Here is a 26,645-nt window from a genome sequence, read left to right as displayed (position 1 = left end):
ACACTACATTATCATAATGACAAATTAACATAGTCAGAACATACGGCGCCTTATGATTGTTTTCTCCTCGTTACAAATTCGTCGCGGCGTACGCGTCCTGCTGGACAACGCCAGCGCCACCATCAACCCAGGGCAAAAAGTCGGCCTGGTGGGTAAAAACGGCTGCGGTAAATCCACGCTGCTTTCGCTTTTGAAAAACGAGATTAGCGCCGACGGCGGCTCGATGACTTTTCCCGGTAGCTGGCAGCTGGCCTGGGTTAACCAGGAAACGCCAGCCCTTCCTCAGCCGGCTATAGACTATGTTATTGACGGCGATCGCGAATTCCGCAAGCTGGAGGCGGATTTGCACGCGGCCAACGAACGAAATGACGGACATGCCATTGCGACGGTCCACGGTAAGCTGGATGCCATCGATGCCTGGACCATAAGATCCCGCGCGGCCAGCCTGCTGCACGGCCTCGGTTTCAGCAATGAACAGCTTGAGAGGCCGGTGAGCGACTTTTCCGGCGGCTGGCGCATGCGTCTTAACCTCGCGCAGGCGCTTATTTGCCGTTCCGATCTGCTACTGCTTGATGAACCGACTAACCACCTCGACCTCGACGCGGTAATCTGGCTGGAGAAGTGGCTCAAAAGCTACAGCGGCACGCTGATCCTGATCTCCCACGATCGCGACTTCCTTGACCCAATCGTCGACAAAATTATTCATATCGAACAGCAAACGATGTTCGAATACACCGGCAACTACAGCTCTTTCGAAGTGCAGCGCGCAACCCGCCTTTCTCAACAACAAGCGATGTATGAGAGCCAGCAGCAGCGCGTGGCCCATCTGCAGAGCTATATCGATCGTTTCCGCGCGAAAGCGACCAAAGCCAAGCAGGCGCAAAGCCGTATCAAAATGCTCGAGCGTATGGAGCTCATCGCCCCTGCCCACGTTGATAATCCGTTCCACTTTAGCTTCCGTGCGCCGGAAAGCCTGCCCAATCCACTGCTGAAGATGGAAAAAGTCAGCGCCGGCTATGGCGAGCGCGTCATTCTCGATTCGATCAAGCTGAATCTGGTTCCAGGGTCGCGCATCGGTCTGCTGGGGCGTAACGGAGCAGGTAAATCCACGCTGATTAAGCTGCTGGCCGGCGAGCTACAGCCGCTGCGCGGTGAAATTGGCCTGGCGAAAGGCATCAAGCTTGGCTACTTTGCTCAGCACCAGCTTGAATTCCTGCGCGCGGACGAATCCCCGCTCCAGCATCTTGCCCGCCTGGCGCCGCAGGAGCTGGAGCAGAAACTGCGCGACTATCTGGGCGGTTTCGGGTTCCAGAGCGACAAAGTCAACGAAGAGACAAAGCGTTTCTCCGGCGGCGAGAAGGCGCGCCTGGTGCTGGCGCTGATCGTCTGGCAACGCCCTAACCTGCTGCTGCTTGATGAACCGACCAACCACCTCGATCTCGACATGCGCCAGGCGCTAACTGAAGCGTTAATTGATTTTGAAGGCGCCCTGGTGGTGGTCTCCCACGACCGCCATCTGATTCGTTCCACTACCGACGATCTTTATCTGGTGCACGATAGCAAAGTCGAACCTTTCGACGGCGATCTCGAAGATTACCAGCAGTGGTTGAGCGACTCGCAAAAGCAGGAAAGCCAGGCATCGGAAGAACCGAAAGAAAACGGCAACAGCGCCCAGGCGCGTAAAGATCAGAAACGCCGCGAAGCCGAGCTGCGTACGCAAACCCAGCCGCTGCGTAAAGAGATTATCCGTCTGGAAAAAGAGATGGAGAAGCTCAACGCCCAGCTGGCGCAGGCGGAAGAGAAGCTCGGCGACAGCGGCCTGTACGATCAAAGCCGTAAAGCAGAGCTTACCGAATGTTTACAGCAGCAGGCCAGCGCAAAGTCCGGCCTCGAAGAGTGTGAAATGGCCTGGCTGGATGCGCAGGAACAGCTGGAGCAGATGCTGCAGGAAGGCTAGCGGCAACATGCGCTACAGCGAGGCGGGGAAACCCGCCTGTTTACCTCTCTCTCCGCGGCTTTTTACACGTAACCTGCCTACCGATTAGCCGCAAGACCACATATTGGCTAACCTGCGTACTTCATGCGCGGTATAGTATGGATAAAGATTATTAATTGCTCTGGTGCTATGGTTGATATCACTCCTACAGAAATGACGCCCCCGGAAAACGACTCGCAGCAGTTTCATCCGATGCGCGGCGTAGGTAATCGTCATTTGCAAACCATGTTGCCGCGGCTAATCCGTCGCAAACTCCGTTTCACTCCCCACTGGCAGCGTCTTGAACTGCCGGATGGCGACTTTGTCGATCTGGCCTGGAGTGAAGATCCTTCTCAGGCACGCCATAAACCCAGACTGGTGGTATTTCATGGCCTGGAGGGCAGCCTGCACAGCCCTTACGCACACGGACTTATCCATGCGGCAATGCAGCGCGGCTGGCTGGGCGTGGTGATGCATTTTCGCGGCTGTAGCGGCGAACCCAACCGAAATAACCGCATCTACCATTCGGGCGAAACGGAAGACGGCTCCTGGTTTCTGCGCTGGCTCCAGCGCGAATACGGTTCGGCACCGACCGCAGCGGTAGGTTATTCGCTCGGGGGCAATATGCTGGGCTGCCTGCTGGCAAAAGAAGGCGACGACATTCCGGTCGATGCCGCGGTAATCGTCTCGGCTCCGTTTATGCTGGAAGCCTGTAGCTATCATATGGATAAAGGTTTCTCACGCGTTTATCAGCGCTATTTGCTTAATCTGCTAAAAGCCAACGCCGCACGTAAGCTAAAAGCCTATCCTGGCTCTCTGCCCGTCGATTTACGTCAGCTAAAAAGCATGCGCCGTATCCGCGAATTTGACGACAGCATCACCGCGAGGATCCACGGTTTTGCCGATGCGCTGGACTATTATCGCCAGTGCAGCGCCATGCCGCGCTTAAGCGATATCACGAAGCCCACGCTGATTATTCACGCAAAAGACGACCCTTTTATGGACCATCACTCGATACCGCCGCAGGAACAATTGCCGGCGAATGTCGAGTATCAGCTGACGGAGCACGGCGGGCACGTTGGGTTCGTCGGCGGTACCTTGCGTAAGCCAGAGATGTGGCTTGAAAGACGCATTCCGGATTGGCTAACCCGCTGGTTAGGAGGAAAATTATGATCATACCCTGGCAAGAGCTCGCTCCCGAAACGCTGGATAGCCTGATCGAAAGTTTTGTCTTGCGCGAAGGCACCGATTATGGTGAACATGAACGTTCGCTGGTTGATAAAGTCTCTGATGTAAAACAGCAGCTAAAAAGCGGAGAGGCCGTGCTGGTATGGTCAGAGCTGCACGAGACGGTCAACATCATGCCCCGCAAGCAGTTTCACGGCTAAGGCGGCACACACTATCGTTTATCCAGGGAGTTGTTATGTCTGCCAAACATCCGGTGATTGCCGTCACGGGCTCCAGCGGCGCGGGTACCACAACCACCAGCCTCGCTTTCCGCAAAATCTTCGCCCAGCTGAATCTGCATGCCGCTGAAGTCGAAGGGGATAGCTTTCACCGCTACACCCGCCCGGAAATGGACATGGCGATCCGCAAAGCGCGGGATCAGGGCAAACATATCAGCTACTTCGGCCCAGAGGCCAACGACTTTGGCCTGCTGGAACAGACGTTTTCTGAGTATGGGCTAAGCGGCAAAGGCCAGTCGCGCAAGTATTTACATACCTATGACGAAGCCGTGCCGTGGAACCAGGTTCCGGGGACCTTCACGCCCTGGCAGCCGCTGCCCGAGCCGACTGACGTCCTCTTTTACGAAGGCCTGCACGGCGGCGTCGTGACGCCGCAGCACAACGTCGCAAACCATGTCGACCTTCTGGTCGGCGTGGTGCCCATCGTCAATCTTGAGTGGATCCAGAAGCTTATCCGCGACACCAGCGAACGCGGCCACTCTCGGGAGGCGGTGATGGACTCGGTGGTCCGCTCGATGGAGGACTACATCAACTTTATCACCCCGCAGTTTTCGCGCACCCATCTCAACTTCCAGCGCGTCCCCACGGTGGATACGTCCAATCCCTTTGCGGCCAAAGCCATCCCTTCCCTGGATGAAAGCTTCGTGGTGATTCATTTCCGCAACCTGAAAAATATCGATTTTCCGTGGCTTCTGGCGATGCTTCAGGGTTCGTTTATCTCACATATGAACACGCTGGTGGTACCGGGCGGAAAAATGGGGCTGGCGATGGAGCTGATTATGGCGCCGCTGGTTGAACGGCTGATGGAAGGCAAGAAAATAAGCTAGCTGCGATCGCCCCGGCGGCAACATAACCTACCGGGGTCGGTTCCGTTTATCCTTCGATCACTTCATAAGAGTGAGTAATGTTTACCGCCTTCTCAAGCATCAGCGCCACCGAGCAGTATTTTTCCGCCGACAGGTCAACGGCGCGGGAAACGGCCGCGTCTTTTAACTCCTTACCGGTCACGATAAAGTGCAGATTGATATGGGTAAACAGACGCGGCGCCTCTTCGCGACGCTCCGAGGTCAGCTTAACTTCGCAGTTGGTGACGTTATGACGCCCCTTCTGCAAAATGGAAACCACGTCAATCGCGCTGCACCCGCCTGCCGCCATTAGCACCATTTCCATCGGGCTGGGCGCTTTATCCCCGGAATTACCGTCCATCAGAATCTGGTGGCCAGAAGCCGACTCACCGATGAAGGTTAACCCTTCAACCCACTTCACTCGCGCTTGCATAAATTTAACTCCAGGGCTGTAATTTTCCTGACAGATTACGCGTAGATAACAATTCTCGCAACGGAAGGCGACCTGGGTCATGCTGAAGCGAGACACCAGGAGACATGCGGCGAAAGCTATGCTAAAACAGTCTGGATGCTACAGTAATACATTGATGTACTGCATGTATGCAGAGGAGTTCACATTACAGGCTGCAGAACACTTTCAGCCGGATTCCCAGGTATAGGGATTCAATACGATTGCATGCCCGGATGCCGTGTAGTGTCGGCACCCGGAGATAGCTTATAACAGAGGATAACCGCGCATGGTGCTTGGCAAACCGCAAACAGACCCTACCCTTGAATGGTTCTTGTCTCATTGCCACATTCATAAGTACCCATCAAAGAGCACGCTGATCCACCAGGGTGAAAAAGCAGAAACGTTGTACTACATCGTTAAGGGCTCCGTGGCTGTACTCATCAAGGATGAAGAAGGTAAAGAGATGATCCTCTCTTACCTCAACCAGGGCGATTTCATCGGTGAATTAGGCCTGTTTGAAGAAGGTCAGGAGCGTAGCGCCTGGGTACGTGCGAAAACCGCATGTGAAGTGGCCGAAATCTCCTACAAAAAATTCCGTCAGCTGATCCAGGTTAACCCGGATATCCTGATGCGTCTCTCTTCGCAGATGGCGCGCCGTCTGCAGGTTACGTCGGAAAAAGTGGGCAACCTCGCTTTCCTCGACGTGACTGGTCGTATCGCCCAGACGCTACTGAACCTGGCAAAACAGCCGGATGCGATGACCCACCCGGACGGTATGCAAATTAAAATTACCCGCCAGGAAATCGGTCAGATTGTCGGATGCTCTCGCGAAACCGTTGGCCGCATCCTGAAAATGCTGGAAGATCAAAACCTGATCTCGGCACACGGTAAAACTATCGTCGTCTACGGTACCCGTTAAGTCGGTAAAACGGCGTATTGCCTGACAATACGCCGTTTTTGTTTTCCCCTCATGTGGCGCAGGCTGATTTACCACCCGGAAGTCAACTATGCACTGCGGCAAACGCTGGTGTTGTGTCTGCCGGTTGCGATAGGGCTTCTGTTCGGTCATCTACAGCAGGGTCTGCTGTTTTCTCTTGTTCCCGCCTGCTGCAACGTTGCCGGGCTGGATACACCGCATAAGCGTTTCTTTAAACGCCTGATTATCGGCGGCTGCCTGTTTGCCGGCAGTAGCCTGATCGTTCAACTCCTTCTGCAGCGAGAAATACCTTTGCCGCTGATCCTCACGGGTCTGGCGCTCATCCTCGGCGTCACTGCCGAAATCAGCTCGCTGCACGCAAGGCTGCTGCCCGCCTCGCTTATCGCGGCTATATTTACGCTCAGTCTCGCGGGCAACATGCCGATCTGGGAGCCGCTGCTGATCTACGCGCTCGGGACGTTATGGTATGGCGTTTTTAACTGGATCTGGTTCTGGCTTTGGCGCGAACAGCCGCTGCGCGAATCCTTAAGTCTGCTGTATCGCGAGCTGGCCAATTATTGCGAGGCCAAATACAGTCTGCTTACCCAGCATACGGACCCCTCAACATCGTTGCCGCCGCTGCTTAATCGACAGCAAAAGGTGGTAGATCTGATAACCCAGTGCTATCAGCAGATGCATATGCTGGCGGCCAACCAGCGCAGCGATCATAAACGCCTGCTGCGCGCATTCCAGGTTGGACTGGACCTGCAGGAGCATATTTCCGTCAGCCTTCATCAGCCGGAAGAGGTGCAAAAACTGGTGGAGCGCAGCCATGCGGAAGCGGTGATTCGCTGGAACGCGCAAACCGTTGCCGCCCGCCTGCGGGTGCTGGCGGACGATCTCCTTTACCATCGTTATCCTCAGCGCTTTCAGATGGATAAACAGATCGGTGCGCTGGAAAAAATCGCCTGGCAGCATCCCGATAACCCGGTCGGGCAGTTTTGCGCCTGGCATTTCAGCCGTATTGCCCGGGTTCTGCGCACCCAGCGGCCGCTGTACGCGCGTAACCTGATGGCGGATAAAACCCGTCGCCTGCCGCTGCTGCCTGCCCTGAAAAACTATCTGTCGCTTAAGTCGCCGGCCTTACGAAATGCGGCGCGTATCAGCGTGATGCTGAGCGTCGCCAGCCTGATGGGCAGCGCGCTAAACCTGCCAAAACCCTACTGGATCCTGATGACGGTTCTGTTCGTGACGCAAAACGGCTACGGCGCCACCCGAGTACGCATCGTCCACCGGGCTGCAGGAACCATTGCCGGGCTGGTCATTGCCGGACTGACGCTGCACTTTCACGTCCCTGAAGGCTATACGCTGACCGCGATGCTCTTTATCACGCTGTTAAGCTATCTGATTATCCGCAAGAACTACGGCTGGGCGATGGTCGGATTTACGGTAACGGCAGTGTATACCCTGCAGCTACTCACCCTGAACGGCGAACAGTTTATCGTTGCCAGGCTGATTGATACGCTGATTGGCTGCCTGATCGCCTTCGGGGGTATGGTCTGGCTATGGCCGCAATGGCAAAGCGGCCTGCTGCGCAAAAATGCCCACGATGCGCTGGAAGCCGATCAGGATGCTATCAGGCTGATCCTCAGCGACGACCATCAGGCCCCGGCGCTGGCCTATCAGCGAATGCGCGTCAACCAGGCGCATAACGCGCTGTTTAACTCGCTGAATCAGGCAATGCAGGAACCCGGTTTTAACTCGCACTATCTGGAAGATATGAAGCTGTGGGTTACCCACAGCCAGTTTATTGTCGAGCATATCAACGCTATGACCACCCTGGCGCGCGAGCACAATATGCTCACGCCAGATCTGGCGCAACGTTATCTGGAGTCCTGCGAGATTGCGCTCCAGCGCTGCCAGCAGCGGCTGGATTCCGATGGGCCGGGCAGCGCAGGGGATGTGAATATCATGGAGGCGCAGGATGCGGAGGTTCCTCGCGGCCCGCTCAGTACAATGGAGCAGCATCTGCAGCGCATCCTCGGGCATCTGAACACCATGCACACTATTTCATCGGTGGCATGGCGTCAGCGTCCGCATCATGGCATCTGGCTGCGCGCCACTAAGCGCTGAGCACCCGCTCAACAGCCTGGGCAAAGCGCGTCATGCCTTCAGCAATATCGCTATCATCAATCACCAGCGACGGTACAAAGCGCATCACGTCCGGTCCGGCATTGAGCACCATGACGCCAGCCTCTGCGGCGGCGTAGAGGAAATCGCGCGCTTTCCCGTGATACTGCGGCTTAAGCTCGGCGCCGATAAGCAGTCCCATGCCGCGGATATCGCTGAACAGATCGAACCGCGCGTCAATTTGCTGAAGGTGCTCAACAAACAGCTCGCGCTTCGCGGTGACGCCGTCCAGCACTTCCGGTGTGTTAATCAGATCGAACGCCGCTCCGCCCACCGCGCAGGCCAGGGGGTTACCGCCGTAGGTCGAACCATGAGAACCGGCGTGGAACGCGCTGGCGATGTCATGGGTGGTCAGCATCGCGCTGATAGGGAAACCGCCGCCCAGCGCCTTAGCGCTGGTCAGAATATCCGGCGTTACGCCATAGTGCATATAAGCAAACAGCGAGCCCGTGCGCCCCATACCGCACTGAACTTCATCAAAGACCAGCAAAGCCTGATGCTGGTCGCACAGAGCGCGCAAGCCTTGCAGAAATTCCGGCGTCGCTGCGGTCACGCCGCCTTCTCCCTGAATCGGCTCGACCACCACCGCGCAGGTATGATCGTCCATCACGGCTTTCACCGCGTGTAAATCGTTAAACGGCACGTGAACGATATCGGCCGGTTTAGGCCCAAAGCCATCGGAATATTTCGGCTGCCCGCCGACGGAGACGGTAAACAGCGATCGACCGTGGAATGCGTTATGGAAGGCGATAATTTTGGTTTTGTACGGACTATGGCGAGTGACGGTATAGTGGCGCGCCAGCTTAAAAGCCGTTTCGTTGGCTTCGGTTCCGGAGTTCATAAACACGACGCGATCGGCGAACGTCGCATCAACCAGCTTACGCCCCAGGCGCAGGGCCGGTTCGTTGGTAAAAACGTTGCTGGTATGCCACAGCTTTTCACCCTGTTCATGGAGTGCCGCCACCAGCGCCGGATGGCAATGTCCGAGCGCAGTCACGGCAATACCCCCGGCGAAATCAACGTACTCTTTCCCCTGCTGATCCCATACCCGGCTTCCTTTGCCCTTCACCGGAATAAATTCCGCCGGTGCATAAATTGGCAAAATAACCTCATCGAATGTCGCGCGGGTGATCGCCGGTTGTTCAGTTGCCATGTCGTGCCCATCCCTCTTCGTTATGCGATAGTGATTATGATAATCTAATCACAAAATATGCATAAAAAATCAACCCATGGCAACTACAAATCACCGATTGAAGAAGTTTGCCAGCAGCTGGTGGCCCTGTTCGCTGAGAATGCTCTCCGGATGAAATTGCACGCCCTCAAGGTCGAATTCGCGGTGGCGAATGCCCATGATCTCACCCTCCTCGCTGCGAGCGGTCACCTCAAAGCATTCAGGCAGCGTTAGCGGGTCAATCAGCAGGGAGTGGTAGCGGGTCACGGTTAGCGGATTATTGAGGCCACGAAATACCCCCTGGCCACGATGGCTAATGGGGGACGTTTTCCCGTGCATGACTTTGGCCGCCCGCACGATCGCGGCGCCGAAAACCTGGGCTATCGCCTGGTGGCCCAGGCAAACGCCTAAGATTGGCGTCTTGCCGGAGAAGTGGCGAATAACCGCCAGCGAAATCCCGGACTCATTCGGCGTGCAGGGCCCCGGCGAAATAACGATTTTCGCGGGCGCCAGCGCAACAATTTCCGCTAACGTCAGCTCGTCATTACGCCTGACCTGCACTTCTGCCCCAAGTTCGCAGAAATACTGGTACAGATTCCAGGTAAAAGAATCGTAGTTATCGATAAGCAGGATCATAGCGGCTCCGGGAACAAAGAACCGCGCTATTCTACTCAGTTTCCGCAGCTTCGCTTACCACTTTACGAAATATCGTCTGCAGTGGAGAAAGGTCGCCCATTGCGCCACTCTGGTTGGCCTGGTTCCATACATCGACGGCAATATCACGCCAGTCCAGCGTATAGCCAGCATGAATAGCCAGTTGTTCAAAGAAAATGCGTTGCGCCAGGCCGTTGCCGATTCGGAAAGGATGCAGGACGTTAATTTCGCAGTAGTAATGAGCGAGACGTTCAATGAATTTATCCTGAGCAAGCCCCACCAGATAGCCTTCCTCTTCCAGGGCCTGAAAGAGCGTGTTCCCCTCTTTTTCGATATAGGCGAAATGGCAGAAACGGGTGTCGCCCTGATAGATATCCACTTCACGCAGTTGTCCCGCCCAGTCGAAAATATCCTGATAGAGCTGGCGATGAATCGCGCAGAGATGAGGCAAGCCGCGCACCAGTGGCCCGAGTTCGATGGTTGCCGCGCGTAGCGCGGTCAGCTCCCACGCCGCCTGCTCAAGGCGCTGTGCCTGGCGGATACCTAAGCGGTTACGCATGACCTGCAGACCGGAGTAAAGATAAGGATCCCGGCCCTCACCAAATTTATCGCTCATAGTGGCTCCTTAACGCCGCAATACGCGCCAGGGCTTCTTCGGGAGTAAGGTTGATTAGCGGAATATCGACGCCCTCCAGCCGCCGGCTGGCCTGAAAATTCACGTTGCGTCGATCCTCCCAGAGTCGGGATTTCTGTTTTTCGGTGAGCTTTTTCATTTAACACCTCCCTGACATGTCCGCAGTAGCCACAAGTATAAGCGGCAAAAAGCGATTTCGCAGGGAAGCGGGGAATGCGCGGGTGAGCGTTACCCGCGCAATTAAGATTACGGCAGTACTTTTGCGGAAAGAATAACGATAGGTTTGGACGGAACATTTTGATACGGCCCAACGTTGTGAGTCGGCACCTGAGAAATTTTATCCGCGACGTCCATGCCTTTGACTACTTTACCAAACACCGCATAGCCGAAATCACGCTGGCCATGATCGAGGAAGGCGTTATCCGCAATATTGATAAAGAACTGGCTGGTGGCGCTGTCCTGATCGGCAGTACGCGCCATGGCGATGGTGCCGCGCGTGTTGCGCAGACCGTTGTCGGCTTCATTTTTAATCGGCGGATTAGGCTGTTTCTGCTGCATCTGTTCGTTAAAGCCGCCGCCCTGCACCATAAAGCCCGGGATCACACGGTGAAAAGTGGTGTTGTTATAAAAACCGCTGTTCACGTACTTGAGGAAGTTATCAACCGAGATGGGCGCTTTCTGGCTATTCAGCTCAAGCTCAATATTGCCCGCAGACGTGGTCAGCAACACATGAGGATCCCCCTTTGCCGCCATGGCCGGGGAAAATGCTGAAATGGCGAAAACGGCAGCCACCGCCGCGAGAGTTGATTTGAGCATGGAAATTCCTTAACGGAGCAGAATAAAAACCGAGTGCTTTGATTCTAAAGAGCCTTTGCATCCTGGGCTAGCCTTTTACCTAATTTTACTTAGCTGAAACACTTGTAACGATGGGCCAGGCGCTCCGCCAAATAATCAAATGTGATACAAGTCACACTAACAATTGCAAAAAACTATAAATTTCAGAATAAACGTTTGCTTGAATCACGCTAACGCATAAAATCTGTCCGCCCGGCGCAGAGTCAACGCGCTTTACATTTCTATTCACAGGCCTGTCATGACTAACAGCAATCGTATCAAGCTCACATGGATCAGCTTCTTCTCCTACGCCCTGACCGGCGCGTTGGTGATTGTCACCGGGATGGTGATGGGAAACATCGCAGATTATTTTCATCTGCCCGTCTCCAGCATGAGCAACACCTTTACCTTTCTTAATGCCGGTATCCTGATCTCTATCTTCCTGAACGCCTGGCTGATGGAAATTGTTCCGCTGAAAACGCAACTGCGCTTTGGCTTTATCCTGATGATTCTGGCCGTCGCCGGTTTGATGTTCAGCCATAGCCTGGCGCTGTTTTCCGCCTCGATGTTCGTGCTTGGGCTGGTCAGCGGGATCACCATGTCGATTGGTACCTTCTTGATTACCCATATGTACGAAGGTCGTCAGCGCGGCGCGCGGCTGCTGTTCACCGACTCCTTCTTCAGCATGGCGGGGATGATCTTCCCGATGCTGGCCGCCTATCTGCTGGCGCGCAGCATCGAATGGTACTGGGTTTATGCCTGCATCGGCCTGGTCTACGTCGCTATTTTCATTCTGACCTTCGGCTGTGAATTCCCGGTCCTGGGCAAAAAAGCCTTGCAGGATAGCCAGCCGGTCGTGAAAGAAAAATGGGGTATCGGCGTGCTGTTTCTCTCCATCGCCGCCCTGTGCTACATCCTCGGCCAGTTGGGTTTCATCTCCTGGGTACCGGAATACGCCAAAGGCCTGGGCATGAGCCTTGGCGATGCGGGTAAGCTGGTAAGCGATTTCTGGATGTCGTACATGATCGGCATGTGGTCATTCAGCTTCATCCTGCGCTTCTTTGACCTGCAGCGTATTCTGACCGTGCTGGCGGGCGTGGCGACGGTGCTGATGTATCTGTTTATTAACGGTTCGCCGGAGCATATGCCGTGGTTTATTCTCACCCTCGGCTTCTTCTCCAGCGCCATCTATACGTCGATCATCACCCTGGGGTCACTGCAAACTAAAGTGTCGTCGCCGAAGCTGGTGAACTTCATTCTGACCTGCGGCACCGTGGGTACCATGCTGACTTTCGTCGTTACCGGCCCTATCGTTGCCGCCAGCGGACCGCTGGCAGCGCTGCATACCGCTAACGGCCTCTATGCCGTGGTCTTTGTGATGTGTCTGATCCTCGGCTTCGTCTCCCGCCACCGCCAGAACAACGCGGCAGCGGAATCGCACTAAGCCTCAGGCCCCTTTGTTCCGGCAAAGGGGCTATTTCGGGTAAAGAACAGCTCCTCCCCGCCCCGATCCATCTGTACCCAGGTTTGCGCCAGCTGCGTGGTAGCGATAACTCTCCCCTGGCGAATTGACCAACGAACCGGAACCTGACAACGCACAGCCTCAAACCCGTTTTCCGCAGGGAGAATCACCAGATTCGCCGTGTTCCCCGTCGCAATACCGTAATCGCTCAGGCCAAACGTTCGCGCGCTATTTTCCGTCACCAGCTTGAGTCCATCGTTAATCTGCTGATAGCCCATCATCTGACAAACGTGCAGCCCCATGTGCAGCACCTGCAGCATGTTGCCGGTTCCCAGCGGATACCAGGGATCAAAGACATCGTCATGGCCAAAGCAGACGTTAATGCCCGCCGCCATCAGCTCCTTCACGCGCGTGATGCCGCGGCGTTTCGGATAGTCGTCAAACCGTCCCTGAAGGTGAATATTGACCAGCGGGTTAGCCACGAAGTTAATGCCGGACAGTTTCAGCAAACGAAAAAGACGTGATGTATAAGCGCCATTGTAGGAGTGCATCGCGGTGGTATGGCTGGCGGTCACTCTCGGCCCAATCCCCTCTTTTAACGCCAGGGCCGCCACGGTCTCAACGAATCGCGACTGTTCATCATCGATTTCATCACAGTGGATATCTAAAGGCCGCTGATACTTTTTCGCCAGACGAAAAGCGATGTGCAGGGACTCCACGCCATATTCGCGAGTGAATTCAAAATGCGGGATGGCGCCCACCACATCGGCGCCCAGCCGCAGGGCTTCTTCCAGCAGAGCCTCACCATTGGGATAGGATAAAATCCCCTCTTGTGGGAAGGCGACAATCTGCAAATCTACCCACGGCGCGACTTCCTGCTTCACCTCCAGCATGGCTTTGAGCGCGGTCAGCGTCGGATCGGAAACGTCGACGTGGGTGCGCACAAACTGAATACCGTTGGCAATTTGCCATTTCAACGTCTTCCAGGCGCGGGCTTTCACGTCTTCATGGCTCAACAGCGCCTTACGCTCCGCCCAACGCTCAATCCCTTCAAACAGGGTACCGGACTGATTCCAGTTCGGCTCGCCGGCGGTCTGGGTCGTATCGAGGTGAATATGCGGTTCAATAAAAGGGGGGATGGCCAGCCCGCCGCGCGCATTCAGCACTTCAAAATTCTCTTTGCGCGCCTCCCCCATAGGGGTGATATCCCCGAAGCGCCCCTTGTCTATCGCTATCTGCCATAACCCTTCGCGATCGGGCAGACGAACGTTCTCAATTAACCAAAGCGGCGCTGCTGTCATATCGATGACTCCCGTAATTGTTGCTGAAATTTTACTCAACCCGCCGTGGGTATCCGTTGCTAATTTTGTACATAAAAAAAGCAAAAAGGAAAAGCCAGCGTTTTCCGTCACTTATAAAAATACTGACAAATCATAAACATACCACTTAAGTAGTAGGTAAAGGTGTAATTGATTTGCATCAATAAGTGTCGCGGCTGAATCGTTAAGGTAGGCGGTAATATAAAAGAAATCGAGGCAAAAATGAGCAAAGTCAGACTCGCTATCATTGGTAATGGTATGGTCGGCCACCGCTTTATTGAGGACCTTCTTGATAAATCCGACGCCAGCCTGTTCGATATTACCGTCTTCTGTGAAGAACCCCGTATCGCCTACGACCGCGTACACCTCTCCTCCTACTTCTCTCACCATACTGCCGAAGAGCTCTCTTTGGTACGGGAAGGTTTCTACGAGAAGCACGGCGTTAAGGTACTGGTCGGTGAACGCGCCATTACCATCAACCGCCAGGAGAAGGTCATCCACTCCAGCGCAGGCCGTACCGTTTTCTATGACAAGCTGATTATGGCAACCGGCTCCTATCCGTGGATCCCGCCGATAAAAGGTTCTGAAACTCAGGACTGCTTTGTTTATCGCACTATTGAAGACCTGAACGCTATTGAAGCCTGCGCCCGTCGCAGCAAGCGCGGCGCCGTCGTCGGCGGCGGTCTGTTAGGCCTGGAAGCCGCTGGGGCGCTAAAAAACCTCGGCGTTGAAACCCACGTCATTGAATTCGCCCCCATGCTGATGGCGGAACAGCTGGATCAGATGGGCGGCGAACAGCTGCGCCGTAAGATTGAAAGCATGGGCGTGCGGGTGCACACCAGCAAAAATACCAAAGAGATTGTCCAGGAAGGACGCGAAGCGCGTAAAACCATGCGTTTTGCCGACGGCAGCGAGCTGGAAGTTGACTTCATCGTTTTCTCTACCGGTATCCGCCCGCGCGATAAGCTGGCCACCCAGTGCGGTCTGGAAGTCGCTCCACGCGGCGGCATTGTGATCAATGACGCCTGTCAGACTTCTGACCCGGATATCTACGCCATCGGGGAATGTGCCAGCTGGAATAACCGCGTTTATGGCCTGGTCGCCCCGGGCTATAAAATGGCCCAGGTTACCGTTGACCATATCCTGAAAACAGAAAACGCCTTTGAAGGCGCGGATCTGAGCGCCAAGCTAAAGCTGCTGGGCGTTGACGTCGGCGGGATTGGCGACGCTCACGGACGCACGCCAGGCGCGCGCAGCTACGTTTACCTCGACGAAAGCAAAGAGGTCTACAAACGCCTCATCGTGAGTGAAGATAATAAAACTCTGCTCGGTGCGGTGCTGGTGGGCGACACCAGCGATTACGGCAATCTGCTGCAGCTGGTGCTCAATGCGATCGAACTGCCGGAAAACCCGGACTCGCTGATCCTCCCGGCGCACGCGGGCAGCGGTAAGCCGTCAATTGGCGTGGATAAACTGCCGGACAGCGCACAAATTTGCTCCTGCTTTGACGTCACCAAAGGCGCATTGATTGCCGCTATTAATAAAGGCTGCCACACCGTGGCGGCGCTGAAAGCAGAAACCAAAGCCGGCACCGGCTGCGGCGGCTGTATCCCGCTGGTGACTCAGGTTCTCAACGCCGAACTGGCGAAACAGGGCATCGAAGTCAACAATAACCTGTGCGAGCACTTTGCGTACTCCCGTCAGGAACTGTTCCACCTCATCCGCGTGGAAGGCATCAAAACCTTTGAAGAGCTGCTGGCAAAACACGGTAAAGGCTACGGCTGTGAGGTTTGTAAACCGACCGTTGGCTCGCTGCTGGCCTCCTGCTGGAACGAATATATTCTGAAACCGCAGCACACCCCGCTGCAGGATACCAACGACAACTTCCTGGCCAATATCCAGAAAGACGGCACCTACTCCGTTATTCCTCGCTCTGCCGGCGGTGAAATCACCCCGGAAGGGCTGGTGGCGGTGGGCCGCATCGCTCGTGAATTTAACCTGTATACCAAGATCACCGGCTCCCAACGTATCGGCCTGTTTGGCGCACAAAAAGACGATCTGCCAGAAATCTGGCGTCAGCTGATCGACGCGGGCTTCGAAACCGGTCACGCATACGCTAAGGCGCTGCGAATGGCGAAAACCTGCGTAGGCAGCACCTGGTGCCGCTACGGCGTGGGCGATAGCGTCGGCTTCGGCGTAGAGCTGGAAAACCGCTACAAAGGCATCCGTACGCCGCACAAAATGAAGTTTGGCGTCTCGGGCTGTACCCGCGAATGCGCGGAAGCTCAGGGTAAAGACGTCGGCATCATCGCCACGGAGAAAGGCTGGAACCTTTACGTCTGCGGTAACGGCGGTATGAAACCCCGCCACGCGGATCTGCTGGCAGCGGATCTGGATCGCGAAACGTTAATGAAATATCTCGACCGCTTCATGATGTTCTATATCCGTACCGCCGACAAACTGACCCGTACCGCACCGTGGTTAGATAACCTGGAAGGCGGCATCGATTATCTGAAGTCGGTCATCATCGACGACAAGCTGGGACTGAACGAGCATCTGGAAGAAGAGATGGCTCGCCTGCGTGCAGCGGTAGTCTGCGAGTGGACAGAAACCGTTAACTCGCCAGCGGCCCAGGTACGCTTCAAACACTTTATCAACAGCGACAAGCGCGACCCTAACGTCCAGGTCGTGCCTGAGCGTGAGCAACATCGCCCGGCCACGCCGTACGAACGTATCCCGGTAACTCTGGTGGAGGAAAACGCATGAGCCAGTGGAAAAATATCTGCAAACTCGATGACATCCTGCCGGAAACCGGCGTCTGCGCGCTGTTAGGCGATAAACAAGTGGCGATTTTCCGCCCGTATCACGGTGACCAGGTGTTTGCGATTAGCAATATCGATCCGTTCTTCGAGTCCAGCGTCCTCTCTCGCGGCCTGATCGCCGAGCATCAGGGCGAGCTGTGGGTGGCCAGCCCGCTGAAAAAGCAGCGCTTCCGCCTGCGTGACGGCCTGTGTATGGAAGATGAAAGCCATTCGGTAGCGCACTATGAAGCCCGAGTGAAAGACGGCATCGTGCAGTTACGTGGTTAAGCAATTTAAGGGAGGCGCAACGCCTCCCTTTTTTTTAAATTTTTTACCTTCAATTGATGACACAACATCATCTGTGCTGCGTCGCGAAGGCTGCCAACCAGGAAGCAGCGCAAAGGATGAGGTGTTAAAGGAAATCCTATGTTTACGGACACAATAAACAAGTGCGCGGCCAACGCCGCCCGCATTGCGCGCCTTTCGGCCAATAATCCAATCAGCTTCTGGGTCAGCTCAATGATGGCGGGAGCCTATGTCGGCCTCGGCATCATTCTTATTTTTACCCTCGGCAACCTGCTCGATCCTGCGGTCCGCCCGCTGGTGATGGGCGCCACCTTTGGCATTGCGTTAACGCTGGTGATTATCGCCGGCTCTGAATTGTTCACCGGCCACACCATGTTCCTTACGCTGGGCGTGAAAGCGGGCACCATCAGCCAGAGTCAGATGTGGGCGATTCTGCCCCAGACCTGGATGGGTAATCTGCTGGGTTCGGTTTTCGTGGCGCTGCTGTATTGCTGGGGTAGCGGCAGCCTGCTGCCGGTCGATAGCAGCCTCGTGCATACCGTCGCGCTGGCAAAAACCAGCCAATCCGCGATGGCGCTCTTTTTCAAAGGCGCGCTGTGTAACTGGCTGGTGTGTCTGGCGATCTGGATGGCGATTCGTACCGAGGGCGCGGCCAAATTTATCGCCATCTGGTGGTGTCTACTGGCGTTTATCGCGTCCGGCTATGAGCACTCCGTCGCCAACATGACGCTTTTTGCCCTCTCCTGGTTTGGCCATCACAGCGATGCGTATACCCTTGCGGGAATAGGTCACAATTTGTTATGGGTAACACTCGGCAATACTTTGTCCGGTGTCGTATTTATGGGATTGGGTTATTGGTATGCTACGCCGAAATCGGAGCGCCCCGCCCCGGAAAAAACTAACGAGACTGAGAGTCTGGCTCAGTAGGCGTAATCGGTGAAGGCAGGTTGAACGCGGACAGCGCGAAACAACCGGAACGTACACGTAGTACGTGAGGATGATTCGCTACGCTCACCCTTCGGGCCGCCCTAAAGGGCGTTCAAAACTCGATGAATTTTGTGTGAGCACTGCCCAGGTTCAACCTGACAAATAAAATAGCCTGATAGCCAGATTCTAAGGCTGCTGCCAATAATTAAGAGGGAATGTCGTGGACCATTTGCCTATATTTTGCCAATTACGCGATCGTGACTGTTTGTTAGTCGGCGGCGGCGATGTGGCTGAACGTAAAGCTCGCCTGTTACTGGACGCTGGCGCCAGATTGACGGTTAATGCCCTGGATTTTGTGCCGCAATTCCAGGTATGGGCCGATGCAAACATGCTAACCCTGGTCCAGGGCGAGTTTAATCCTGCGCTGCTGGATAACTGCTGGCTGGCCATCGCTGCTACCGATAACGAAGCGGTTAATCAACAAGTCAGCGAATCAGCGGAAGAAAGGCGAATATTTTGCAACGTGGTCGATGCGCCTCAGCAAGCCAGCTTTATTATGCCGTCGATTATCGACCGTTCACCGCTGATGGTTGCCGTCTCTTCTGGCGGCACCTCGCCGGTGCTGGCGCGCCTGCTGCGCGAAAAGCTGGAGTCGGTTCTGCCATTACATTTAGGCCAGCTGGCCCACTATGCAGGTCAGCTGCGTTCAAGGGTGAAGAAGCAGTTTGCCACCGTCGGCGAGCGCCGACGCTTCTGGGAGAAGCTGTTTGTTAACGACAGGCTGGCGCAGTCGCTGGCCAACGAGGACCGCCAGGCCGTCGCGGACGCTACGGAGCAGCTGCTGACCGAGCCGCTGGACCATCGCGGCGAAGTGGTGCTGGTAGGCGCAGGTCCTGGCGACGCCGGACTGCTGACCCTCAAAGGCCTGCAGCAAATACAGCAGGCCGATGTAGTGGTTTATGACCGCCTGGTCTCCGACGACATCATGAATCTGGTGCGCCGCGATGCCGATCGGGTCTTCGTGGGAAAACGCTCGGGCTACCACTGCGTACCGCAGGAAGAGATTAACCAGATTCTGCTGCGCGAAGCCCAGGGTGGAAAACGCGTTGTTCGCCTGAAAGGTGGCGATCCGTTTATCTTTGGTCGCGGCGGCGAAGAGCTGGAAACTTTGTGTCATGCGGGTATTCCTTTCTCGGTAGTACCGGGAATTACCGCGGCCTCTGGCTGTTCCGCCTACTCCGGCATCCCCCTGACTCACCGGGATTTTGCCCAGGGCGTGCGCCTGGTCACCGGCCACCTTAAGACCGGCGGCGAACTGGACTGGGAAAACCTGGCGGTAGAGAAACAGACCCTGGTGTTCTACATGGGCCTGAACCAGGCTCCGGCGATCCGGGAAAAACTGATTGCCCACGGCATGGCGGCGGATATGCCCGCTGCCATCGTTGAGAACGGCACGGCGATAACCCAGAAGGTGGTCACCGGTACGTTAGAACAGCTGGATATTCTGGCGAAGCAAATGGCCAGCCCCGCGCTGATTATTGTCGGTCGCGTTGTCGGCCTGCGCGACAAGCTGAACTGGTTCTCAAATCACTAATCTTCCTGGCCCACTATTACCATTAATATTGGGCCATATTTTCTTTCAACATAATCTTGCCGCAAATATATTCCATAATATTTAAAAAGCAATTAAGTTAATTTAATCCTTGAAAATTTGACACCCAAAATAAAATCCTATTAAATCAAAAATAAGAAATGACTCAAAAGCCGTTTCTTATTAGCAATGGAAAGTCAAATATATTATATATCATACGACAGGGATTATCTTATGAAAAACATGCTCAGGTTCGCTGCATTAGCGGCAGTTCTCACGTCGCTCACTGCCTGCACCGGCCACATTGAAAACAAAAATAAAACATGCAGTTATGACTATCTCCTTCATCCTGCAATTTCTATTTCCAAGATGATAGGCGGCTGTGGACCCGCAGCAGATCAGAAATAAAATATCAGGTCGGATTATTCCGGCCTTTTTATATGCGGCCTAAAAACCAGTACAATTAAGAAAGTCATGATTGTGTATGAGCGATACGAATAATGACATTTCGGGCTCACTGCTTTCCGGCCAATCAACGAGTGCTCCTCGCTAATAAATGCAGAGCGTTTACAGAATCACTGCATCATATGGCATCAGCGATTACCAATGAAAAAGCCGGATGTTTTGCACCCGGCTTTTATTGCTCAACCACCGTTAATCCATCAGGGTTTGGCGACGAAACCAATCGCTTCGTAAACCGCTTTCAGGGTCACGGAAGCGCGAGCGCTGGCTTTCTCTGCGCCCTCTTTCATGACCTGATTAAGGAAGGCTTCATCACCGCGGAATCGGTGATAGCGCTCCTGCAGTTCGGTCAGCATACCGGAAACGGCTTCTGCCACCTCGCCCTTCAGATGACCGTACATTTTGCCTTCAAAATGCTGCTCCAGCTCTGGAATGCTCTGACCGGTAACCGCAGAGAGAATATCCAGCAGGTTGGAAACACCCGCTTTGTTCTGGATGTCGTAGCGAACAACCGGCGGCTCGTCGGAGTCGGTGACCGCGCGTTTGATCTTCTTCACTACCGATTTCGGGTCTTCCAGCAGACCGATAACGTTGTTGCGGTTATCATCTGACTTGGACATCTTTTTGGTCGGCTCCAGCAGCGACATCACGCGCGCGCCGGATTTGGGAATAAACGGTTCCGGAACTTTAAACACGTCGCCATAGATAGCGTTGAAACGCTGGGCGACATCGCGGCTCAGTTCCAGGTGCTGCTTCTGGTCTTCGCCAACCGGGACCTGGTTAGTCTGATACAGCAGAATGTCGGCAGCCATCAATACCGGATAGTCAAACAGACCGGCGTTAATGTTTTCCGCATAGCGCGATGACTTGTCTTTAAACTGGGTCATACGGCTCAGTTCGCCGAAATAGGTGTAGCAGTTCAGCGCCCAGCCCAGCTGCGCATGCTCAGGCACGTGGGACTGAACAAAAATGGTGCTTTTTTTCGGGTCGATACCGCACGCCAGATACAGCGCAAGCGTATCCAGCGTCGCCTTACGCAGCTGCTGCGGATCCTGACGGACGGTAATCGCGTGCTGGTCAACGATGCAGTAAATGCAGTGGTAATCGTCCTGCATGTTTACCCACTGACGCAGCGCACCCATATAGTTGCCAATGGTCAATTCACCTGAGGGCTGTGCGCCACTAAAAACGATGGGCTTGGTCATTTTTTATTCCTGATTTTCACTGTACGGTAGCCCGAAAGCGGGCAAGAGTTCATTAAATTGGTCAAAGATATAATCCGGCTCACTCAACGAAATCGGCTCGCCGTAGTTGTAGCCGTAGGTCAATCCGATAGAGCAGCAGCCGGCGGCCTTCGCGGCCTGAATATCATTGCGCGAGTCGCCAACGAACAGCAGCTCTGCGGGCGCCAGCCCCAGTTTCTCCGCGACCATCAGCAGCGGTTCCGGGTGCGGTTTTTTGTTTTTTACGTCATCGCCGCCGATAACAACGGTAAAATATTTGGCGATATCCAGCGACGACAGAATTGGCGCGACAAACGGCGTTGGCTTATTGGTCACCAGCGCCAGCGGCAGGCCTTTTGCGTGCAGCGCGCCCAGCGTATCGGCAACGGCAGGAAACAAAAAGCTCCCCTCTTCCGCCACTTCGCCATAGTAGCGATCGAACAACTTGCGCAAAATGGCCTGTTGCTCAGCCTGCGGGATATCATCATGATCGACGGAAGGTTTGCCCTGCGCCGCTCTGAGCGTCGCGCGCTCCTGACGAGCCCAGGTCAGGGCCCGCTGGATGAGTACGTCAGCGCCGTTACCAATCCAGGTCACGACTCGCTCTTCGCCCGCCATCGGGAGTTCCAGCGCATACAGGGCGTTATCAACGGCAGCGGTCAATCCCGGCGCGCTGTCCACCAGCGTTCCGTCGAGATCAAACGCCACACCGCGAATGTTGTGTAACTTATCCATGGCTAACCTTTGCTAATTCACTACGCATTTGTTCAACGACTTTTTTGTAGTCCGGCTGATCGAAAATAGCCGAGCCAGCAACAAACATATCCGCACCGGCAGCAGCAATCTCAGCGATGTTGCTCACTTTTACACCGCCATCCACTTCCAGACGGATGTCGTAGCCGGATTCATCAATGCGACGACGAACTTCACGCAGTTTATCCAGGGTATGCGGAATAAAGGACTGACCACCAAAGCCAGGGTTGACGGACATCAACAGAATGACATCCAGCTTATCCATCACGTAATCGAGGTAGCTCAGGGAGGTCGCCGGGTTAAATACCAGGCCGGCTTTACAGCCGTGCTCTTTGATAAGCTGCAGCGTACGGTCAACGTGTTCGGAAGCTTCCGGATGGAAAGTAATGATGCTGGCGCCCGCGGCGGCAAAATCAGGGATGATGCGGTCAACCGGCTTGACCATCAAATGCACATCAATCGGCGCGGTGATACCGTAATTTCGCAGTGATTTCAGCACCATCGGACCAATGGTCAGATTCGGCACGTAGTGGTTGTCCATCACGTCAAAGTGCACAACATCCGCACCCGCAGCCAACGCATTGGCGGTATCCTCGCCCAGACGGGCAAAATCAGCCGACAGAATCGAAGGGGCAATCAAATACTGCTTCATCCGCATCTCCTTGAAATTTATTTGGTCTTGGGCGGACGGTACAGAGCCAGAAGCTCGTCCACCTTCTTACGTGTACCACCGTTACTGCTGATGCTGCGTCGAACCTTCACAATATGCGTCTCAGCGGCGTTTTTATACCACTCCTGAGTGAGCGGCGTGCGATGGTTGGAAATCAGCACTGGAATACGCTTTTTCATCAGCGATTCCGCTTTTTTAGCCAGCAGCTCCTGCTGCTCCTGGCTAAAGCTATTCGTATGATAGGCCGTGAAGTTAGCCGTTGACGACAGCGGCGCATAGGGCGGATCGCAGTAAACAACGGAACGGTGATCTGCCCGCTTCATGCACTCTTCATAAGATTCACAATGAAACTCGGCATGCTGCGCCTTCTCCGCGAAATGATACAGTTCAGCTTCGGGAAAATAGGGCTTTTTATAACGGCCAAAGGGCACGTTGAACTCCCCGCGCAGGTTGTAGCGACACAGACCATTGTAGCCATGACGGTTCAGATACAGGAACAGCACCGCGCGGCGCAGCGGCTCCTGGCTCTGGTTAAACTCGTCGCGAAACAGATAATACTGTTCAGCAACGTTGTTCTCAGGCGTAAACATCTCTCGCGCCGCCGCAACGTACTCATCGGTTTGCAGTTTGACGATGTTATACAGATCGATCAAATCACTATTGATATCAGCGAGGATATAACGAGAAAAGTCGGTATTAAGAAATACCGACCCGGCGCCCACGAAAGGCTCAATCAAGCAGTCGCCCTGCGGCAAGTGCTTTTTAATATCATCAAGCAGGGGGTATTTGCCCCCTGCCCATTTCAGAAAAGCGCGATTCTTTTTCATGCTGCCTAACTAATTACACATTCTCCGGCTGTGGAGAAAGCTCCGACAGCATCCAGCGCTTCAGACTACACTGCGGCATTATTTCAGGTCAGACTGAACCTGATGCAGCGGTTTTGCCCACGGATTTTTCGCCTGTACATCTGCTGGCAGCGTAGCAACGGCACGTTTCGCTTCATCTTTTGAAGCGTAAATACCGCTCACCAGCACATACCAGGGCTGACCGTTACGCGTAGTCTCGTAGACAACATATTTCTCCAGCTTCTCTTTCTTCGCCCAACTGTTAAGGTTGTTGTAGTTAGAAGAGCTGCTGAGCTGCAGCGTATAGTGGCCGGACGGCGCAGACTTCATCGAACCAACATCGCCAGCGCTTTTACCCGTAGTCGCCGCTGTTGCTGCCGGAGCGGCAGCTGCAGTCGCAGCCGGAGCAGTAGATGCTGTCGCGGTGGTCGCCGCAGGAGCGGTAGTCGCAGCCGGTTTAGCCTGTGCAGTAGCGGTAGGCTTAGTGGTCGGCTGAGTTTTTGCCGGGGTCGTAGCGGCGACGCTTTCTGTACGCTTAGGCTGAACCGGAACCTGTTTCGGCTGCGTCGGCGCTTTCGCCGTGGCCTGCGGTTTTGGTTCGATAACCGTATGCTTACGCTCAGCCGGACGCGGCGCTGCCGCCGTCTGACGCTCGGTAGTGGCCTGACGCGGGGCGGCGCCATTGCGCAGCGGCGCAACGGTAGCAGGTTCTGTAGGCAGAGTAGAGTTGGCTACCGCGCTATCAATTTGCCCCTGCTGCTGGGTCAGCGCGTTATTCAGATCACCCTGAACCTCAACGCGCTGCTGCCCTTGTGGTTCAGCCGTCGTCTGCCCTTGAGTCGGGTTAGACGCGATGGGCGGCAGAGAGACATCCTGCGATTGCGCGTTGTTTGCCGCAGAGGAGTCCTGGGCCGCTGGCTGGGTATTATTGTCCTGATCTCCGGACAAGTTGATGCTCTTCTCGCCGGAAGCGGTTTGCTCGTTGGATGAGGATGGTGATTTCAGCGCGGAACCAACGCCAACGATCAGCAGCAGCAGAACGAGGATGCCTACGCCCATCATGATGTACTGACGGGAGGCCGGTTTTGCCGGCGCTTTCTTACGCTTACGCGGACGACGCTCAACCTGACGCTCTTCGTCATCGCCTTCGTCAGACTCTACTTCTTCTTCGTACTCTTCATACTGCTCTTCATCGCGCTCACGGCGTGCTTTGCTGCCGCGCGTCGGGCGACCATCGTCAGCATCATCAAGATCGACATCATCAAAATTGATTTGCGGATCGGCATCACGCTCTGAAGACTGACGAGAACGACCAGTACGACGATCGCTGCGATCGGCTTTCATATCGTCTTCTGGTTTTAATTCATCCATTTAACACCCCACTAAAAGGCTTATGCTCACGACTATTGCATGTCACCCGAAATGATAACGCCGCGCGAACGCGGCCAGACCTTCTTATTGTTGCGCCTGCTGAGTATCAGCAATCGCGCCAAGAACAACATCATGCGGTACTCCGCCGCGTATCTCGCTCTTCCCTATCGCGAGGGGTAGCACCAGCCGCATCTCGCCTGCCAGTACTTTTTTATCACGCATCATGTGGGGCAAATACGCGTCAGCTGTCATCTCCTGCGGCCCGCACACCGGCAGGCCTGCACGTTGCAGCAGATGGATAATTCGCTGCGTATCCTGCGGATTAAACCGCCCCAAACGCTCGGACGCATGCGCCGCCATCACCATGCCGGCAGCAACCGCTTCACCATGTAACCAATTACCGTAGCCCATTTCAGCTTCGATAGCATGACCAAAAGTATGGCCAAGATTGAGTAAAGCACGTAACCCGGTTTCGCGCTCGTCGGCAGCGACAACTTCAGCTTTCAGCTCACAACAGCGACGGATACAGTACGCCATCGCTTTTTCATCCAGCGCCATCAGTGCATCAATATTATTTTCCAGCCAGTCGAAAAATTCGCCGTCAAGAATCACGCCGTACTTGATCACTTCAGCCAGACCGGAAGAGAGCTCACGCTTCGGCAGCGTTTTAAGACAGTTGAGATCGACAACAACGGAAACTGGCTGCCAGAAGGCGCCAATCATGTTTTTACCGAGAGGGTGGTTGACGGCCGTTTTGCCGCCCACCGAAGAGTCCACCTGCGACAGCAGAGTGGTAGGAACCTGAATAAAGCGCACGCCACGCTGGTAGCTGGCGGCGGCAAATCCGGTTAAATCACCGATCACCCCACCGCCGAGCGCCACTAGCGTCGTGTCGCGGCCGTGTGGTTTTTGCAATAGCGCGGTAAAAACAGTATCCATCACCGCCAGGCTTTTAAACTGCTCGCCGTCGGGAAGAATCACGCTATCGACTTTTACTCCCGCTTGCTCAAGTACGGAGCGTACGGTATCCAGATAAAGCGGCGCCAGCGTTTCATTGGTGACCAGCATAACCTGATCGCCTGATTTCAGTGGCAGGAAGGAAGCTGGATCGTTAAACAAACCAGCCGCGATGGTAATCGGGTAACTACGTTCCCCGAGGGTTACAGTAAGCCTCTCCATAACGCGACGTCCACCTCAGTTGCTTTTACTCTGACGCACTTTATTAAGCCAGAATCAATTGCTTTCCAGCATATGAATAATCTGGTTTGCTACCACTTTCGCGCTTTGATCGTCAGTGCGGATAGTGACATCAGCAATCTCTTCGTACAGTGGATTGCGCTCATCTGCCAACGCTTCCAGAACTTCGCGAGGCGGCGCATCAACTTGTAACAAAGGACGCTTTTTATCGCGCTGCGTACGGGCAAGCTGCTTTTCGATAGTTGTTTCCAGGTACACCACCACGCCGCGGGCGGAGAGACGGTTACGCGTTTCACGGGATTTTACAGAGCCACCGCCGGTTGCCAGCACGATTCCCTGTTTTTCCGTCAACTCATTGATGATTTTTTCTTCACGGTCGCGGAAGCCGTCTTCGCCTTCTACATCAAAGACCCAACCCACATCTGCGCCAGTGCGTTTCTCAATTTCTTGATCGGAATCGTAAAATTCCATGTTGAGCTGTTGGGCTAACTGGCGCCCAATAGTGCTTTTGCCGGCACCCATAGGCCCAACCAGAAAGATATTGCGTTTCTCTGCCATTTTTTCGGTACTACTAAGACTATT

Annotated in this window: 26 protein-coding genes; 12 read left to right on the top strand and 14 right to left on the bottom strand. The window is 54.7% G+C overall.

Annotated elements, in window-relative coordinates; all coding sequences use genetic code 11:
• The first annotated feature begins 52 nt into the window (after positions 1-52).
• The 4 genes from KO1_RS08005 to KO1_RS07990 all read left to right on the top strand — a co-directional run bounded on the left by KO1_RS08005 (position 53) and on the right by KO1_RS07990 (position 4,268).
• Entirely contained in the window at positions 53-1,957 is a 1,905-nt protein-coding gene (locus tag KO1_RS08005) for an ABC transporter ATP-binding protein (protein WP_004106394.1), read from the top strand.
• A gap of 192 nt (positions 1,958-2,149) precedes the next feature.
• Positions 2,150-3,148, top strand: coding sequence for a hydrolase (locus KO1_RS08000; RefSeq protein WP_160886763.1), 999 nt, complete (start codon positions 2,150-2,152; stop codon positions 3,146-3,148).
• A complete protein-coding gene (locus tag KO1_RS07995; RefSeq protein WP_004106398.1) occupies positions 3,145-3,363 on the top strand; it encodes a YheU family protein in 219 nt (72 codons plus the stop codon). The genes KO1_RS08000 and KO1_RS07995 overlap by 4 nt, the downstream gene beginning before the upstream one ends.
• Before the next feature lie 35 nt (positions 3,364-3,398).
• Positions 3,399-4,268: a phosphoribulokinase gene (locus tag KO1_RS07990; RefSeq protein ID WP_004106399.1), complete on the top strand. Its 870-nt coding sequence runs from the start codon at positions 3,399-3,401 to the stop codon at positions 4,266-4,268.
• A 46-nt stretch (positions 4,269-4,314) separates the two neighbouring features.
• Here KO1_RS07990 and KO1_RS07985 read toward each other — a convergent pair whose 3' ends face one another.
• Positions 4,315-4,719 carry an OsmC family protein gene (locus KO1_RS07985; RefSeq protein WP_004106401.1) on the bottom strand — a complete coding sequence of 135 codons (405 nt, stop codon included), beginning with the start codon at positions 4,717-4,719 and terminating at the stop codon, positions 4,315-4,317.
• Between the two features lie 304 nt (positions 4,720-5,023).
• Between KO1_RS07985 and crp the strand changes: the two genes are divergently transcribed.
• Both crp and KO1_RS07975 read left to right on the top strand, forming a co-directional pair.
• Positions 5,024-5,656, top strand: a complete 633-nt coding sequence (crp, locus tag KO1_RS07980) for a cAMP-activated global transcriptional regulator CRP (protein ID WP_000242758.1) — start codon at positions 5,024-5,026, stop codon at positions 5,654-5,656.
• 51 nt (positions 5,657-5,707) lie between these two features.
• Positions 5,708-7,786 carry a YccS/YhfK family putative transporter gene (locus tag KO1_RS07975; RefSeq protein ID WP_023321704.1) on the top strand — a complete coding sequence of 693 codons (2,079 nt, stop codon included), beginning with the start codon at positions 5,708-5,710 and terminating at the stop codon, positions 7,784-7,786.
• Here the strand turns inward: KO1_RS07975 and argD are convergent.
• The 5 genes from argD to ppiA all read right to left on the bottom strand — a co-directional run bounded on the left by argD (position 7,776) and on the right by ppiA (position 11,118).
• Complete coding sequence (argD, locus tag KO1_RS07970; protein WP_032729083.1) at positions 7,776-8,996, bottom strand: bifunctional acetylornithine/succinyldiaminopimelate transaminase; 1,221 nt, start codon at positions 8,994-8,996, stop codon at positions 7,776-7,778. The genes KO1_RS07975 and argD overlap by 11 nt on opposite strands.
• A gap of 90 nt (positions 8,997-9,086) precedes the next feature.
• Positions 9,087-9,650: an aminodeoxychorismate synthase component 2 gene (gene pabA / locus KO1_RS07965; protein WP_004106408.1), complete on the bottom strand. Its 564-nt coding sequence runs from the start codon at positions 9,648-9,650 to the stop codon at positions 9,087-9,089.
• Between the two features lie 31 nt (positions 9,651-9,681).
• Entirely contained in the window at positions 9,682-10,284 is a 603-nt protein-coding gene (locus KO1_RS07960) for a putative adenosine monophosphate-protein transferase Fic (RefSeq protein ID WP_004106410.1), read from the bottom strand.
• Positions 10,274-10,441, bottom strand: coding sequence for a FicA/YhfG family antitoxin (gene ficA, locus KO1_RS26970; RefSeq protein WP_004106412.1), 168 nt, complete (start codon positions 10,439-10,441; stop codon positions 10,274-10,276). The genes KO1_RS07960 and ficA overlap by 11 nt, the downstream gene beginning before the upstream one ends.
• A 107-nt stretch (positions 10,442-10,548) precedes the next feature.
• Positions 10,549-11,118: a peptidylprolyl isomerase A gene (gene ppiA / locus KO1_RS07955; RefSeq protein WP_004854889.1), complete on the bottom strand. Its 570-nt coding sequence runs from the start codon at positions 11,116-11,118 to the stop codon at positions 10,549-10,551.
• Positions 11,119-11,395: 277 nt separating this feature from the next.
• Between ppiA and tsgA the strand changes: the two genes are divergently transcribed.
• A complete protein-coding gene (tsgA, locus tag KO1_RS07950; protein ID WP_004106415.1) occupies positions 11,396-12,580 on the top strand; it encodes an MFS transporter TsgA in 1,185 nt (394 codons plus the stop codon).
• On the opposite strand, the gene KO1_RS07945 is transcribed toward tsgA, so the two are convergent.
• Entirely contained in the window at positions 12,577-13,899 is a 1,323-nt protein-coding gene (locus KO1_RS07945) for a cytosine deaminase (protein ID WP_004106417.1), read from the bottom strand. The genes tsgA and KO1_RS07945 overlap by 4 nt on opposite strands.
• A 240-nt stretch (positions 13,900-14,139) precedes the next feature.
• On the opposite strand from KO1_RS07945, the gene nirB reads away from it, so the two are divergent.
• From nirB to KO1_RS26960, 5 genes are all read left to right on the top strand, one after another.
• On the top strand, positions 14,140-16,683 hold the full coding sequence (gene nirB / locus KO1_RS07940) for an NADPH-nitrite reductase large subunit (protein WP_023329054.1): 2,544 nt from the start codon (positions 14,140-14,142) through the stop codon (positions 16,681-16,683).
• Positions 16,680-17,006 carry a nitrite reductase small subunit NirD gene (gene nirD, locus KO1_RS07935; RefSeq protein ID WP_004106426.1) on the top strand — a complete coding sequence of 109 codons (327 nt, stop codon included), beginning with the start codon at positions 16,680-16,682 and terminating at the stop codon, positions 17,004-17,006. Before nirB ends, nirD begins: the two co-directional genes overlap by 4 nt.
• Positions 17,007-17,144: 138 nt before the next feature.
• Positions 17,145-17,951 carry a nitrite transporter NirC gene (gene nirC / locus KO1_RS07930; protein WP_023321706.1) on the top strand — a complete coding sequence of 269 codons (807 nt, stop codon included), beginning with the start codon at positions 17,145-17,147 and terminating at the stop codon, positions 17,949-17,951.
• A 220-nt stretch (positions 17,952-18,171) separates the two neighbouring features.
• Positions 18,172-19,545 (top strand): siroheme synthase CysG, encoded by a 1,374-nt coding sequence (cysG, locus tag KO1_RS07925; RefSeq protein WP_004106431.1) that lies wholly within the window; start codon positions 18,172-18,174, stop codon positions 19,543-19,545.
• A 231-nt stretch (positions 19,546-19,776) separates the two neighbouring features.
• Positions 19,777-19,950, top strand: a complete 174-nt coding sequence (locus tag KO1_RS26960) for a YhfL family protein (RefSeq protein WP_016810006.1) — start codon at positions 19,777-19,779, stop codon at positions 19,948-19,950.
• 254 nt (positions 19,951-20,204) lie between these two features.
• Here KO1_RS26960 and trpS read toward each other — a convergent pair whose 3' ends face one another.
• From trpS to aroK, 7 genes are all read right to left on the bottom strand, one after another.
• Positions 20,205-21,209, bottom strand: coding sequence for a tryptophan--tRNA ligase (gene trpS, locus KO1_RS07920; RefSeq protein WP_004106433.1), 1,005 nt, complete (start codon positions 21,207-21,209; stop codon positions 20,205-20,207).
• Between the two features lie 3 nt (positions 21,210-21,212).
• A complete protein-coding gene (gph, locus tag KO1_RS07915) occupies positions 21,213-21,962 on the bottom strand; it encodes a phosphoglycolate phosphatase (protein ID WP_004106435.1) in 750 nt (249 codons plus the stop codon).
• Entirely contained in the window at positions 21,955-22,632 is a 678-nt protein-coding gene (gene rpe, locus KO1_RS07910; RefSeq protein WP_004106437.1) for a ribulose-phosphate 3-epimerase, read from the bottom strand. Before rpe ends, gph begins: the two co-directional genes overlap by 8 nt.
• 17 nt (positions 22,633-22,649) lie before the next feature.
• Positions 22,650-23,477, bottom strand: a complete 828-nt coding sequence (gene dam, locus KO1_RS07905; protein ID WP_004106438.1) for an adenine-specific DNA-methyltransferase — start codon at positions 23,475-23,477, stop codon at positions 22,650-22,652.
• A 78-nt stretch (positions 23,478-23,555) separates the two neighbouring features.
• Entirely contained in the window at positions 23,556-24,866 is a 1,311-nt protein-coding gene (gene damX / locus KO1_RS07900; RefSeq protein ID WP_032729086.1) for a cell division protein DamX, read from the bottom strand.
• An 84-nt stretch (positions 24,867-24,950) separates the two neighbouring features.
• Complete coding sequence (gene aroB, locus KO1_RS07895; RefSeq protein ID WP_004106440.1) at positions 24,951-26,045, bottom strand: 3-dehydroquinate synthase; 1,095 nt, start codon at positions 26,043-26,045, stop codon at positions 24,951-24,953.
• A 54-nt stretch (positions 26,046-26,099) separates the two neighbouring features.
• Positions 26,100-26,621: a shikimate kinase AroK gene (gene aroK, locus KO1_RS07890; RefSeq protein ID WP_004106441.1), complete on the bottom strand. Its 522-nt coding sequence runs from the start codon at positions 26,619-26,621 to the stop codon at positions 26,100-26,102.
• Positions 26,622-26,645: the final 24 nt, after the last annotated feature.

It is taken from the genome of Klebsiella oxytoca NBRC 105695 (assembly GCF_001598695.1).
In the GTDB taxonomy this organism is placed as follows: domain Bacteria; phylum Pseudomonadota; class Gammaproteobacteria; order Enterobacterales; family Enterobacteriaceae; genus Klebsiella; species Klebsiella oxytoca.
The sequence above is the reverse complement of the archived record's forward strand: the minus strand, read 5'-3'. Positions and strand labels throughout refer to the sequence as shown.

Excerpts from the sequence above, each read along its gene's own strand:
- KO1_RS08005 (WP_004106394.1), top strand. The coding sequence starts at position 53 with ATGATTGTTTTCTCCTCGTTACAAATTCGTCGCGGCGTACGCGTCCTG.
- KO1_RS08000 (WP_160886763.1), top strand. The coding sequence starts at position 2,150 with ATGACGCCCCCGGAAAACGACTCGCAGCAGTTTCATCCGATGCGCGGC.
- KO1_RS07995 (WP_004106398.1), top strand. The coding sequence starts at position 3,145 with ATGATCATACCCTGGCAAGAGCTCGCTCCCGAAACGCTGGATAGCCTG.
- KO1_RS07990 (WP_004106399.1), top strand. The coding sequence starts at position 3,399 with ATGTCTGCCAAACATCCGGTGATTGCCGTCACGGGCTCCAGCGGCGCG.
- KO1_RS07985 (WP_004106401.1), bottom strand. The coding sequence starts at position 4,719 with ATGCAAGCGCGAGTGAAGTGGGTTGAAGGGTTAACCTTCATCGGTGAG.
- crp (WP_000242758.1), top strand. The coding sequence starts at position 5,024 with ATGGTGCTTGGCAAACCGCAAACAGACCCTACCCTTGAATGGTTCTTG.
- KO1_RS07975 (WP_023321704.1), top strand. The coding sequence starts at position 5,708 with ATGTGGCGCAGGCTGATTTACCACCCGGAAGTCAACTATGCACTGCGG.
- argD (WP_032729083.1), bottom strand. The coding sequence starts at position 8,996 with ATGGCAACTGAACAACCGGCGATCACCCGCGCGACATTCGATGAGGTT.
- pabA (WP_004106408.1), bottom strand. The coding sequence starts at position 9,650 with ATGATCCTGCTTATCGATAACTACGATTCTTTTACCTGGAATCTGTAC.
- KO1_RS07960 (WP_004106410.1), bottom strand. The coding sequence starts at position 10,284 with ATGAGCGATAAATTTGGTGAGGGCCGGGATCCTTATCTTTACTCCGGT.
- ficA (WP_004106412.1), bottom strand. The coding sequence starts at position 10,441 with ATGAAAAAGCTCACCGAAAAACAGAAATCCCGACTCTGGGAGGATCGA.
- ppiA (WP_004854889.1), bottom strand. The coding sequence starts at position 11,118 with ATGCTCAAATCAACTCTCGCGGCGGTGGCTGCCGTTTTCGCCATTTCA.
- tsgA (WP_004106415.1), top strand. The coding sequence starts at position 11,396 with ATGACTAACAGCAATCGTATCAAGCTCACATGGATCAGCTTCTTCTCC.
- KO1_RS07945 (WP_004106417.1), bottom strand. The coding sequence starts at position 13,899 with ATGACAGCAGCGCCGCTTTGGTTAATTGAGAACGTTCGTCTGCCCGAT.
- nirB (WP_023329054.1), top strand. The coding sequence starts at position 14,140 with ATGAGCAAAGTCAGACTCGCTATCATTGGTAATGGTATGGTCGGCCAC.
- nirD (WP_004106426.1), top strand. The coding sequence starts at position 16,680 with ATGAGCCAGTGGAAAAATATCTGCAAACTCGATGACATCCTGCCGGAA.
- nirC (WP_023321706.1), top strand. The coding sequence starts at position 17,145 with ATGTTTACGGACACAATAAACAAGTGCGCGGCCAACGCCGCCCGCATT.
- KO1_RS26960 (WP_016810006.1), top strand. The coding sequence starts at position 19,777 with ATGAAAAACATGCTCAGGTTCGCTGCATTAGCGGCAGTTCTCACGTCG.
- trpS (WP_004106433.1), bottom strand. The coding sequence starts at position 21,209 with ATGACCAAGCCCATCGTTTTTAGTGGCGCACAGCCCTCAGGTGAATTG.
- gph (WP_004106435.1), bottom strand. The coding sequence starts at position 21,962 with ATGGATAAGTTACACAACATTCGCGGTGTGGCGTTTGATCTCGACGGA.
- rpe (WP_004106437.1), bottom strand. The coding sequence starts at position 22,632 with ATGAAGCAGTATTTGATTGCCCCTTCGATTCTGTCGGCTGATTTTGCC.
- dam (WP_004106438.1), bottom strand. The coding sequence starts at position 23,477 with ATGAAAAAGAATCGCGCTTTTCTGAAATGGGCAGGGGGCAAATACCCC.
- damX (WP_032729086.1), bottom strand. The coding sequence starts at position 24,866 with ATGGATGAATTAAAACCAGAAGACGATATGAAAGCCGATCGCAGCGAT.
- aroB (WP_004106440.1), bottom strand. The coding sequence starts at position 26,045 with ATGGAGAGGCTTACTGTAACCCTCGGGGAACGTAGTTACCCGATTACC.
- aroK (WP_004106441.1), bottom strand. The coding sequence starts at position 26,621 with ATGGCAGAGAAACGCAATATCTTTCTGGTTGGGCCTATGGGTGCCGGC.